This window comes from Ruegeria sp. BHSB064, assembly GCF_059613205.1.
The window spans coordinates 78,139-90,365 of record NZ_JBXWSB010000003.1 but is presented as its reverse complement, the minus strand read 5'-3'; the positions used below and the strand labels follow the sequence as shown (position 1 = coordinate 90,365).

Below are 12,227 nucleotides of genomic sequence, written 5' to 3'. Positions count from 1 at the left end.
TGATGAAACGCCCCAATAAGGTTCTTGCCCTGAGGCGCATTGATACCGGTTTTGCCCCCAACCGAGCTGTCGACCTGCGCCAGCAGCGATGTTGGAATCTGCACAAACCTGACCCCGCGGCGCAGAACAGCCGCGGCAAAACCTGCAAGGTCGCCAATCACGCCGCCGCCCAAAGCCACAACCACATCCCGGCGCTCGACTTTCTCGGCCAGCAGCCATTCAACCGCACGTTCGAAATGAGGCCAGCTTTTGGTGGCCTCGCCAGCGGGCAACGCCAGCGCGGTCATCTCGATCCCGGCAGCGCTGAGCCCTGCGCGCAGTGCATCCAGGTGCAAGTCAGCCACGTTTTCATCGGTTAGGACGGCAACCTTAGGGCGCGCCAAGAGGGGTGAAATCCACTCGCCTGAACGCGCCAGAAGATCCGGCCCGATCTCAACATCATACGAACGGTCGCCCAGATCCACGTGTACTGTTTGATGCATTACTTCACTTCCAAAACATCCGGGCGCGCCAACAAAGCGTCGACAACCCTGTCCACCATATTTTCGATCGAGGTTTCGCCATCCGACTCTGCGATCAAATCCGCCTCGGCATACACGGGCACGCGTGCTTCGTAGAGAGCCTTTAGCGTCGCATAAGGATCAGCCGTTCGAAGCAAAGGGCGCGTGTCTTTGTGGCGCACCCGGTTCCACAAAACGTTCAGGTCGGCCCGCAGCCAGACCGATGCGCCCTTCTGGCTGATTGCCAGACGGTTCTGAGGTTGCAGAAACGCCCCTCCTCCGGTGGACAGGATGCCCTTTTTTTCCTCCAGAAGGCGTCTAATTACCTGCGTTTCCTTCTCGCGAAAAAACGGTTCGCCATCCCGTTCGAAGATTTCCGGGATGGTCATGTTGGCCGCTGATTCGATCTCGGCGTCGCTGTCCAGAAACGGAACACCAAGGCGCGCAGCCAATGCGCGGCCCACAGCAGTCTTGCCAGCCCCCATCATCCCCACCAGAACCACGGTTTTGTGCAGATCAAAACTGCCCTGTGCGTCCGAGATGTGCGTGTTATGCTTAATTTCGCTCATTTCACCGTGAATGACGTGATCTTGGGAAAAATGCCAGTTATAACTTGGCCAAAATCAAAAATTGAGGCAGCGTGGGGCCATGGGCCGTCTGATCAAATTCGTGATATATGTTCTTTGCCTGGGTTTCATTGGGCTGGTGGCTTATGCCTATGTCGGGCCGTTCTTTGGCGCGGATTTTTCCGCGCCACAAAGTGAAATCCGCGAACCGGTCGAACTGGATGTCAACTAAGCAGGCGCTTTTCGCCATCTTTCTGGCAGGATCGGCGCAGGCACAGGACCCTTTGTCGGCCATTGAATGGTTGACAAACCCGCCTGAGAACTTGCCCGGAACTGTTCTGTTGGAACCGCCGGTGACGCAGAACGGCGCGTTGCCGGATATCGAAGTCACGTCGCTGGAAGCCTTGTCGCGACCGCTTGGACTTGTGTCATCATCTGTGACCGGCCTTCCGATTGATCTTTGGCAAAACAGTGACCCCAAACGTCTGGCTGAACTGATTGCCAAGACCCCGGTTCGTCACAACCCGGCCATGCAGCGTTTGTTGTTCACGTTGCTCTTGTCAGAAACACGCGCGCCATCCGGGTCAGATGCCCAAGAGGTTTTGCTGTTGGCGCGTCTGGATCGGCTGATGCAATTGGGTGCCGCAGACCCGGCGCAGTCGCTTGTGCAATTGGCCGGGCCGACAGACACGCAAGAACGGTTTCAACGCTGGTTTGACGCGACATTGCTGACCGGCGATGAAGACCGCAGTTGTACTGCGCTTATTGCCGAACCGCATCTGTCGCGGGACTATGCGGCGCAGATCTTCTGCAAAGCCCGTCGCGGAGACTGGGTGTCCGCAGCGCTGACCCTGGAAGCCGCGCATGCGCTGGAACTTCTTCCATCAGAAGAACTGGCGGTTCTTGATCGGTTTCTCAGCCCCGAGCTTTACGAAGACGCGGCATATCTGCCGCAGCCCGAGGCCCCCGATCCGCTGAATTTCCGCCTGTTCGAGGCCATCGGAGAACGCCTGCCATCTGCGCCGTTGCCCCGTGCATTTGCAAATGCAGATCTGCGTGACGTTGCAGGTTGGAAAGCCCAGATCGAAGCCGCAGAACGGCTGACGCGGATTGGTGCTTTGACCCCAAATCAGCTTTTGGGCCTTTATACCGAACGGGACCCTGCCGCATCGGGCGCTGTCTGGGACCGTGTTTCGGCAGTACAACGGTTTGAAAGCGCGTTGGACACGGGCAACGCGGAAGCCATTGGAAAAACACTGCCTGCTGTTTGGCAACAGATGCGCAGCGTGGGCCTCGAGGTTCCCTTTGCAGAGCTTTTCGCAGAGCGTTTGTCGCAGGTTTCGTTACCAGTGCCCGCGACTGAAAACCTGCGATGGCGTATCCTGATGTTGTCGGAGATGTACGAGCGCGCGGCCCTTGCCGTACCGGACAGCTCGACCGACACTTTGTTCCTGGCGGCACTTGCTCAGGGCGATCCTGGCCGAGCCGTATCGCCTTCACCCAAGGCCGATGCCATTACGCAAGGGTTTGAATGGTCGGCACCCGTGCCCGGTGATATCGACACATTGCTGTCCAACGGCCAGCTGGGTGAGGCCATTTTGGAAGCGATGCAACTGTTTGCACATGGCGCACGTGGCAATCTGGTGGATCTGACCGGTGCGATCGCAACCTTCCGAAAGGTAGGGTTAGAGGATACAGCCCGCCGCGCCGCCCTCACACTATTGATCCTGCAAGAGCAGTGACCATGGGCGGCCCGGCATCCAACGAGCTCTGGATTTCAACCTTCCTGCAAGCACAGGCGGCTGAACTTGGCGCGGCGACAAACACATTGCTGGCTTATGGGCGTGATCTGAAAGATCTTGCCGCGTGGCTGGAGCATCGAGCAACGGGATTTGAACAGGCCGACCGGGACCAAATCGAAGCCTACCTGATCGATTGCGATGCGCAGGGATTGTCCCGATCAACACGCGCAAGGCGACTTTCGGCCATCAAGCAACTCTATCGGTTTGCCTTCGAAGAAGGCTGGCGCGACGTGAACCCGGCCATTCAGATCAAAGGTCCGGGGCGGCAGAAACGTCTTCCAAAAACTTTGGATGTGCCCGAGGTGGACCGGCTGCTTGACGCCGCAAGGCAAACCGGACGCACACAGGCGGACCGCGTGCGCAACACATGTTTGATGGAACTGCTTTACGCCACCGGCATGCGCGTGACCGAGCTTGTGTCTCTGCCCGTTTCCTCGGCGCGCGGCGATCCGCGTATGCTGCTGGTGCTGGGCAAAGGTGGCAAGGAACGGATGGTGCCCCTGTCCCCACCAGCGCGGGATGCATTGGCCGCTTGGCTGACCATACGGGACGAAATCGAGGATCAGACCGTTGAGAAAGGCGGTCAACGGTCGCGGTTTCTGTTCCCGTCACGTGGAAAGTCCGGCCATCTGACGCGGCACAGGTTCTTTCTTCTGGTCAAGGAACTGGCCGTGCACGGCGGCGTCTCACCCGAAAAGGTCACGCCACACACATTGCGACATGCCTTTGCCACGCATCTTCTGGCCAATGGCGCTGATCTGCGTTCGATCCAGACCCTGTTGGGTCATGCCGACGTCGCCACAACCGAGATTTACACCCATGTTCTGGACGAACGTCTGGCGGAACTGGTGTTGCAGCATCACCCGCTGAGCAAAGACGCCAAGAAAGACGAGGGCTAAGCCCTTGATCCGGCGAGGTGGCATCCCCATAACGGATGCAGAACTCTAACTCTCAAGGACCAATGGAACCCTCACCTTCTCTGATCGACAGCACATTCTGGTTTACCTCTGGTGCTATCCTCCTTTTGCTCGTCTTGTCCGGCTTCTTTTCTGGCTCGGAAACAGCGCTCACGGCCTCTTCTCGCGGAAAACTCAGGACGCAGGCCGACAAAGGATCACGTGGGGCCAAAAAGGCGCTTGAGATCACCGATGACAACGAACGTCTGATCGGATCGGTTCTACTGGGCAATAACCTGGTCAACATTCTGGCGGCCTCGCTGGCGACCGCACTGTTCACTCGGCTGTTCGGTGAAAGCGGCGTGGCCTTGGCGACGCTGGTGATGACCTTGCTGGTTTTGATCTTTGCCGAAGTGCTGCCGAAGACCTACGCCATTACCAACTCTGAAAAAGCCGCGTCAGCGGTCGCGCCAATCATCAGCGTGGTTGTAACGGTGTTTTCGCCCATCGTTGCCGCTGTGCGATTGCTGGTGCGCGGTGTCTTGCGCCTGTTTGGCGTGCAGATCGACCCCGACAGCAACATTCTGGCCGTGCGCGAGGAAATCGCCGGAGCCCTGCAACTGGGCCATTCCGAAGGCGTGGTCGAAAAGGAAGACCGCGACCGTATTCTGGGCGCGCTGGATCTGGGTGACCGAGCGGTGGAAGAGATTATGTTGCACCGCTCGAACATCGAGATGATTGATGCCGACGCCCCGCCCGAAGCGATCCTGAAACAATGCCTGGAAAGCCCGCATACGCGCCTTCCTGTCTTCCGGGATGAGCCGGAAAACATTGTAGGTGTAGTGCATGCCAAAGACTTGTTCCGCGCCATGTATGCGCAAGCCGGTGGCAGCGATGGCGGCACTGACCGTCTGGCCAGCTTTGACATCAGCAAAGTCGCCAATGCCCCCTATTTCGTACCGGAAACCACCACTCTGGACGACCAGATGCGGGAATTCCTGCGGATGCACAGCCATTTTGCGCTGGTGGTCGACGAATACGGATCTTTGCGTGGTCTGATTACGCTGGAAGACATTCTGGAAGAGATCGTTGGCGAAATCGCAGATGAATTTGACATCGAGGAAGAGGTGCCCGTCACCCGCACAGAAGACGGTCAGTTCCTTGTGGAAGGTGCTATGACCATCCGCGACGTCAATCGCGCACTGGATTGGTCACTGCCGGATGAAGAAGCCAACACCCTTGCAGGTTTGGTTATACACGAGGCGCAGATGATTCCGGTCGTGGGTCAGGTGTTTTCGTTCCACGGTTTCCGGTTCGAGGTCACCGCCCGTGAAGGGAATCGCATCACTGCATTGAAAGTGCGCCCGCTTTAAGCCCTAGCGGAAACCGGTGCCCCAAATCCGGGCACCGGTCGTTGTCAAAGCCTTAAGCGAACCAGGTCCGGCTGGCGACGTAACCATCCATCAGGTCGCCGTTCGCATGCGCGGACCAACCCGTCACCTTGTCCGAATACCCATCAATGAACTGGTTGAACATCGGGTTGATCAGACCGCCTTCTTCCCAGACGATCCGGGCCATCTGACCGTAGATCTCTTTGCGCTTGCTCTCGTCCAACTCGGCGCGCGCCTTCAGCAGCAGGGCGTCGAACTGTTCGTTTTTGAAGCGGGTATCGTTCCAGTCTGCGGTGGACAGGTAACCGACGGACCACATCTGGTCCTGCACCGGGCGCCCGCCCCAATAAGACGCGCAGAACGGCTTGTTGTTCCACACCTCGGACCAATAGCCATCTGCCGGTTCCCGCTGGATCTCCAGCGGGATGCCCGCCTCTTGTGCTGACAGTTGAAACAGCTGCGCCGCGTCAATCGCGCCAGCAAATGCCGCGTCTGAGACGTGAAGCACGATGGGTGATCCGTCATGCCCGGATGCCTTGTAATGCTCGGCAGCTTTGGCCAGATCAAACGCTCGCTGCTCCATCGAGTCGTCGAACAGAGGATAGGCTTCGTTGATCGGAATATCATTGCCAACTGAGCCATAGCCGCGCAGCACCTTGTCCACCAGTTCCTCGCGGTTGATGGCGTATTTCAGCGCCAAACGCAGGTCTTTGTTGTCGAAAGGCGCGGTGTCGCAATGCATGACAAAGATGTAATGCCCACGGCCCGACGTCGCGTTAAGCGTTACGCCAGGTGCGCGACCAAACAGCTTGGCGGTGCGTGGCGGAACGACGTTGATCGCGTGCGCCTGACCCGCTTGCAAAGCAGCTGAACGGGCGGTGTCATCGTTCAGAACCAAGATCTCGTGGCTGTCATAGTGACCAACGCTGTCATCCCAGTGGTTGGCGAACTTTTCGAATGCGTAACGCACACCCGGTTCATCCGCGACCACCTTATAGGCCCCGGTCGAGATGCCATCGGCCGGGTTGTCCATGCCGCCACCGGGCTGCATGATCAGGTGATAATCCGACATCAGATAAGGCAGATCAGCATTCGGAGTGGTCAGGGTGATGACCACGTTGTCTCCATCGACCCGAATATCCTCGATCCCGCGCATGATCCCCAGCGCACCGGATTGAGCGTCCTCGTTCGAGTGACGCGCCAACGTCAGTTGAACATCTTCAGGCGTCAGGGTCTTGCCGTTGTGGAACTCAACGCCTTTGCGGATACGGAAGGTCCAAACCTTGCCATCCTCTGTTGCTTCCCAGCTTTCTGCGATGCTTGGGGCAATGCCGCCCTCTGCGGTGACGACGGTCAGCGTGTTACCAAACGCCCGCAGCGCCTTGGCGGTCACATGCGACGCGGACAGGGCAGGATCCAGCGTGTTGGTGCTTTCGCCCCCTTTCAAACCCAGAACAAAGTGTCCCCCTTTCTTGGGCGCGTCCGCCAGACCCGCTTCGGCCCAGATCGTGCTGGCCACAGCTGCGCTCAGGCCCAGGGCCGCAGATTTCGCCATGAATTCCCGGCGGCTCAGCGCTTGGGGGTTGAGATCAAATTTACTCATTTCATTTCCTATCTGAGTGTCTCATGAAGGTGCAGTCGCGCGGCCCTTAGATTGATTCTGTAACAGGCGCGTGACCGACCCCAGGCGCGTCTATCGCGCCGAGCAAATGACTTCCACGACAAGTTTTGTCGCATTTGGCATTGCGCCCAGAAACGCGCTGCGCACACTGGCGGAAATCAATCGGAGGTCCCTATGAAATTGCAAACCCGCGTGGTGGTCATCGGCGGCGGTGTCGTCGGCTGTTCCGTTTTGTATCACCTGACCAAACTGGGTTGGTCCGATGTCATGCTGCTGGAACGCTCTGAACTGACCTCGGGCTCGACCTGGCATGCGGCTGGTGGGTTTCATACTCTCAACGGCGACACCAACATGGCCGCGCTTCAGGGCTATACCATCCGGCTGTATAAAGAACTGGAAGAGATCACCGGCATGTCCTGCGGTCTGCACCATGTAGGTGGCGTGACGCTGGCCGACAATCAGGACCGCTTCGACATGCTGTTGGCCGAACGTGCCAAGCATCGATTCATGGGGCTTGAGACGGAAATCGTCGGGCCAGATGAGATCAAGAAGATCGCGCCTATCACCAATACCGACGGTATCATCGGCGCGCTCTATGATCCTCTGGACGGGCATCTTGACCCCTCGGGCACTACTCATGCCTACGCCAAAGCCGCGCGCATGGGCGGGGCAACTATCGAAACCCATTGCATGGTGCGCGAAACCAACCAACGTCCCGATGGTACTTGGGATGTAGTGACAGACAAGGGCACCATTCACGCCGAGCATGTGGTCAATGCAGGCGGCCTCTGGGCGCGTGAAGTGGGCGCGATGGCCGGTGTCTACTTCCCTCTGCATCCGATGGAGCACCAGTATCTGGTCACAGATTCGATCCCGCAGATCGAAGCGATCATTGATGCAGGTGGCGAACATCCTCATGTGATGGACCCGGCTGGCGAAAGCTATCTTCGGCAAGAAGGGCGTGGGCTTTGCATCGGGTTCTACGAACAGCCTTGCAAACCCTGGGCCGTGGACGGCACGCCGTGGGAGTTTGGTCACGAACTGCTGCCTGATGACTATGACAAGATCACCGACAGCATCGAGTTTGCCTACAAACGTTTTCCGGTTCTCGCCGAAGCTGGTGTGAAGTCTGTAATCCACGGGCCTTTCACCTTCGCGCCCGACGGCAACCCTCTGGTCGGGCCGGTGCCCGGAATGCGCAATTACTGGTCTGCTTGCGGTGTCATGGCCGGTTTCAGCCAGGGTGGCGGCGTTGGCCTGACGCTGGCGCAATGGATGATCGAAGGCGAGCCAGAACGCGACGTTTTTGCCATGGACGTGGCCCGGTTCGGTGATTGGATCAGCCCCGGTTACACCCGCCCAAAAGTGATCGAGAACTATCAGAAACGCTTCAGCGTCGCCTACCCGAACGAGGAACTGCCAGCCGCGCGACCGAACCGCACAACGCCGATGTACGACATCTTCAGCGATCTGGGCGCAGTCTGGGGACAGCAATACGGGCTCGAGGTCGCCAACTACTTTGCCCAAGGGGATGAGCCGGGGTACGAAACGCCTTCATTCCGACGCTCTGATGCCTTTGAGGCAACGGGGCGCGAGGTCCGTGCCGTGCGCGATAACGTTGGCATAAACGAGGTCCATAACTTCGGCAAATACCGGATCACCGGACCAGCGGCGCGGGATTGGCTGGACCGGATCATGGCTGGACGTATGCCAAAACCCGGTCGCTTGTCCCTGACACCGATGCTGTCGCCCAAAGGGAAACTGATCGGCGATTTCACCGTGTCGTGCCTGAGCGAAACCGAGTTTCAGTTGACGGCTTCCTATGGCAGTCAGGCGTTCCACATGCGCTGGTTCCTGCAAAACGCGCAGGATGGCGTTTCCATCGAGAACATCAGCGACCGCTTGAACGGGTTTCAGATCGCAGGCCCCAAAGCAACGCAGATTCTGGCCGCCTGCACCCGAGATGACCTGAGTGATTTCCAGTTTCTTGATGTCCGCCGCATGACCGTTGGCATGACCGATTGTATCGTTCAGCGGGTCAGCTATACCGGCGATCTTGGGTACGAGATCTATTGCGATCCGATGGCCCAGCGGCAACTTTGGTGGACCTTGTGGGAAGCCGGACAAGCGCATGACATGGTTCCCTTTGGGATGCGCGCGATGATGAGCCTGAGATTGGACAAGTTTTTCGGCTCGTGGATGCGAGAATTCTCGCCCGACTACACTGCTGCGGAAACCGGGCTGGACCGCTTTATCTCATTCCGAAAGAACAGCGACTTTATCGGCCGCGCCGTTGCCGAGGCAGAACGTGCTGACGGAACCGCCCGCACATTGGTCGCCTTCGAAGTCGATGCAGACGACGCAGATGTGAACGCTTATGAGCCGATCTGGCTGGACGGTGCAGTGGTCGGCTTCTGTACATCGGGCGGATATTCTCACTTCGCGCAGAAATCCATTGCGATGGGTTTCTTACCTTCTGACCGCATATCCGAAGGCTTAGAGGTCGAAATCGAAATCCTTGGGCAGATGCGAAAGGCAAAGGTACTTTCAACGCCTTTGTTTGACCCCGACGGTGCACGCATGAGGGGATGACACTCCGGTTGACCGGCGGCATTGTGACGGCATGACTGATATTCCCATCATCCTGCTGGCCGCTGGACAATCCAGCCGCATGGGCGGCGTGGATAAATTGATGCAAGTGATTGACGGTGTCCCTTTGTTGACACGATCAGCGCGCAGCGCGCTGCCCGTAGGCCCCGTGTTTGTTGCCCTGCCCCCGAAACCGCACCCCAGATACGAAGCACTGACAGGTTTGGATGTTCAGGTCGTACCTGTCCCGGACGCTTCAGAAGGTATGAACGCAAGCCTGCGGGCTGCAATACGACAGGTTCCGTCAGACGCTCCGGCAGTGATGGTCCTGTTGGCAGATCTGCCGGATCTTTCCAGTACTGATCTGGCTGCAGTCTTGAACGCACGAAATACACACCCCGACTACCTTGTCTGGCGCGGTGCCACTGCAGACGGCAAACCGGGTCATCCGGTGATTTTTGACCGAAGCCTTTTTGATCAGCTTTCAGATTTGCAGGGCGATGACGGTGCTCAGCAGGTGGTGCGGGCTCATCAAGGCAAAGTGTATCTGCACCGCTTGCCGGACCGAAATGCTTTGCTGGATCTGGATACACCCGATGACTGGGACGTCTGGCGCAAAAATCGGGCTTCGAAATAAACACGGCCCGGTCTTGAAGACCGGGCCGGTGCCCAATACAGGACTACCACTTTTCTCAATCCCAAAAGCCTGGTCTGTTCGCCTTCACGACAAACCGACTAAATAGCAGCCAAACCTAAACAAGACCCCCTCGTTAACACGCCGCTAAAACTCTCGGTGACTGAGTGAACCAGCAGCGCCCCCTAGCGCTTTTGGCTCCCCCTCACTTGGGCACCTTCATCCTCACTGATCTGATCCCGCGAAACAACGTAAAATTGGAAGGTATGGTTAACTTAGCTCAACTTTGAATGGTTTTTGAGCAACAACGCTCCATACACCAATCAACCTATGAGGGATCGCACGATTGTACACACGATAACGATTCGAGGTTATGCACAAACTTATTCGTGCTTACACCTCGCTCACGTCAAAGTTTTTTCGTCAAGTCCAGCTAAACGCCTACCTGAGCACAACCATTGAGGGAGCTGCATTTTTCCCCATCCTGTCGACAGATCATTGTCAACAAAACAAAAATAATTCAATGCTTTTGAAAGTTTGACGTCGATTTCAGCAACAATCCTCCGATTCGCGTGCCGACAACCCGGCAATTTCAGCGAATCCCGTATTGACGTCGGCCGCCACAGAACACTGGGTTTGTGGCAAAATTAAGATTTCTTCACATATCCCTAAGGAAAGACCAATCCTGCTGCTGCATCTCTTGTCTCAACGCGCAGTCGCACCTGCGCGACACATACAGGAGACAGAAATGAGCATCCGCAAATCATCGCTTTTACTTCCCCGGACCTCCAACTGGATGGGCATTGGTGCCTTGGGCGCAGCTATGCTGGCGACAACTGCCATTCCATCCATGGCGGACGAGGCGCTGGCAGATCTGGTCGAAACCGTTTCACCATCGGTCGTGACCATCATCGCGGAACAAGAGAACGCACCCGGCGCAACAGCTGGGCAGAACTTTGACTTCGACAGGCATCCGTTTGGTGAATTTTTCAAACGCTTCGGCACGCCCGAAGGCTTCAACGCCCCCCAGCGCGGCCCGGCACAGGGTTTGGGCTCGGGATTTGTTCTGGATGAAGCGGGATACATTGTCACCAATCACCATGTCGTGGACAATGCTTCAACCGTGACCGTTCGGCTGAACGATGACCGCACCTTCGAAGCCGAAGTGATCGGAACGGACCCACTGACCGATATCGCTGTGTTGAAAATCGATGCAGATACCGCGCTTCAGGCCGTTGAACTGGGCGACAGTGACGTCATCCGCGTCGGCGAAGACGTCGTGGCCATCGGAAATCCGTTTGGTCTGAGTTCAACCGTGACCACCGGTATCGTCTCGGCAAAGGGACGCAACATCTCGGAAGGCCCCTACGCAGAGTTCATTCAGACGGACGCAGCAATCAACAAAGGCAATTCAGGTGGCCCCCTGTTCAACATGGATGGCGAAGTTATCGGCGTGAATTCAGCCATTTATTCACCCAGCGGTGGATCGGTGGGCCTGGGCTTTGCCGTGACGTCGAATATCGTCGAACACATCACCACCGATTTGCGTGACGATGGCCAAGTCAGCCGCGGCTGGCTGGGTGTTTCTATCCAGAATGTCAGCCCGCAACTCGCGGCAGCCTTGGGGATTGATGCGTCATCCGGTGCATTGGTGTCTGACGTGGTTGCTGACAGCCCGGCGGACGGTGTCCTGAAGCAAGGTGATGTGATCCTGTCTTTCAATGACGAAGCTGTCGACTCAAGCAGTGATCTGCCCATTCTGGTTGGCACAACCAAAGTTGGCACGGACAGCACCTTGATCGTTCTGCGTGACGGTAAAGAGGAAACGCTGACCGTGACCGTCGGCCAACACCAGGCAGCGTCTGCTCAGGCCGACGCGCCGGTCGAAGCTGAGGTTGCAGGCACAACGCTGGGCGTCACAGTCGCCCCGCTGACCGAAACGGTGCGCGCCGAGACAGGTGTCGCCGAGACCGTCGAAGGCGTTGTGGTCACAGACCTGAAACCGGACAGCCCCGCCGCAAAGGCCGGTCTGCAGCGCGGTGACGTGATCGTCAAACTGGGCAACCAGGACACGTTCACACCTGACGCGTTGAAGGCTGCGCTGGATAGCGAAAAAACCGATCCGGCCCTGGTGCTGATCAATCGTGGTGGCAGCCAGATCTTCGTCGCGGTGGAACTGGCCTGACCTTGAACACGCGCGCGCCGCTTGATGGGGATTTTCGGCGCGC

Annotated in this window: 10 protein-coding genes; 7 read left to right on the top strand and 3 right to left on the bottom strand. The window is 57.6% G+C overall.

The window, feature by feature from the left end; translation table 11 throughout:
* Positions 1 to 482: 3-dehydroquinate synthase family protein (locus AC2FNU_RS01485; protein ID WP_496784384.1), on the bottom strand; the 482-nt coding region annotated here is incomplete at its 3' end.
* Positions 482 to 1,069, bottom strand: coding sequence for a shikimate kinase (locus AC2FNU_RS01480; RefSeq protein ID WP_496784383.1), 588 nt, complete (start codon positions 1,067 to 1,069; stop codon positions 482 to 484). The genes AC2FNU_RS01480 and AC2FNU_RS01485, both read right to left, overlap by 1 nt.
* A gap of 79 nt (positions 1,070 to 1,148) precedes the next feature.
* Here AC2FNU_RS01480 and AC2FNU_RS01475 point away from each other — a divergent pair, with 79 nt between their 5' ends.
* The 4 genes from AC2FNU_RS01475 to AC2FNU_RS01460 all read left to right on the top strand — a co-directional run bounded on the left by AC2FNU_RS01475 (position 1,149) and on the right by AC2FNU_RS01460 (position 5,137).
* On the top strand, positions 1,149 to 1,298 hold the full coding sequence (locus tag AC2FNU_RS01475) for a hypothetical protein (RefSeq protein WP_171089619.1): 150 nt from the start codon (positions 1,149 to 1,151) through the stop codon (positions 1,296 to 1,298).
* Positions 1,288 to 2,808, top strand: coding sequence for a hypothetical protein (locus AC2FNU_RS01470; protein ID WP_496784382.1), 1,521 nt, complete (start codon positions 1,288 to 1,290; stop codon positions 2,806 to 2,808). Before AC2FNU_RS01475 ends, AC2FNU_RS01470 begins: the two co-directional genes overlap by 11 nt.
* A 2-nt stretch (positions 2,809 to 2,810) precedes the next feature.
* Complete coding sequence (locus AC2FNU_RS01465) at positions 2,811 to 3,767, top strand: site-specific tyrosine recombinase XerD (RefSeq protein WP_496784381.1); 957 nt, start codon at positions 2,811 to 2,813, stop codon at positions 3,765 to 3,767.
* Between the two features lie 62 nt (positions 3,768 to 3,829).
* Positions 3,830 to 5,137: an HlyC/CorC family transporter gene (locus tag AC2FNU_RS01460; protein ID WP_496784380.1), complete on the top strand. Its 1,308-nt coding sequence runs from the start codon at positions 3,830 to 3,832 to the stop codon at positions 5,135 to 5,137.
* Positions 5,138 to 5,189: 52 nt separating this feature from the next.
* Here AC2FNU_RS01460 and AC2FNU_RS01455 read toward each other — a convergent pair whose 3' ends face one another.
* Positions 5,190 to 6,758 carry an ABC transporter substrate-binding protein gene (locus AC2FNU_RS01455; protein ID WP_496784379.1) on the bottom strand — a complete coding sequence of 523 codons (1,569 nt, stop codon included), beginning with the start codon at positions 6,756 to 6,758 and terminating at the stop codon, positions 5,190 to 5,192.
* Between the two features lie 192 nt (positions 6,759 to 6,950).
* On the opposite strand from AC2FNU_RS01455, the gene AC2FNU_RS01450 reads away from it, so the two are divergent.
* The 3 genes from AC2FNU_RS01450 (at position 6,951) to AC2FNU_RS01440 (ending at position 12,184) form a co-directional block, all read left to right on the top strand.
* Complete coding sequence (locus AC2FNU_RS01450; protein WP_496784378.1) at positions 6,951 to 9,368, top strand: GcvT family protein; 2,418 nt, start codon at positions 6,951 to 6,953, stop codon at positions 9,366 to 9,368.
* A gap of 31 nt (positions 9,369 to 9,399) precedes the next feature.
* The gene (locus AC2FNU_RS01445; RefSeq protein WP_496784377.1) at positions 9,400 to 10,002 is read left to right on the top strand and encodes a nucleotidyltransferase family protein; all 603 of its coding nucleotides are present in this window, start codon (positions 9,400 to 9,402) and stop codon (positions 10,000 to 10,002) included.
* Between the two features lie 745 nt (positions 10,003 to 10,747).
* Positions 10,748 to 12,184 (top strand): DegQ family serine endoprotease, encoded by a 1,437-nt coding sequence (locus AC2FNU_RS01440; protein ID WP_496784376.1) that lies wholly within the window; start codon positions 10,748 to 10,750, stop codon positions 12,182 to 12,184.
* Positions 12,185 to 12,227 lie beyond the last annotated feature (43 nt).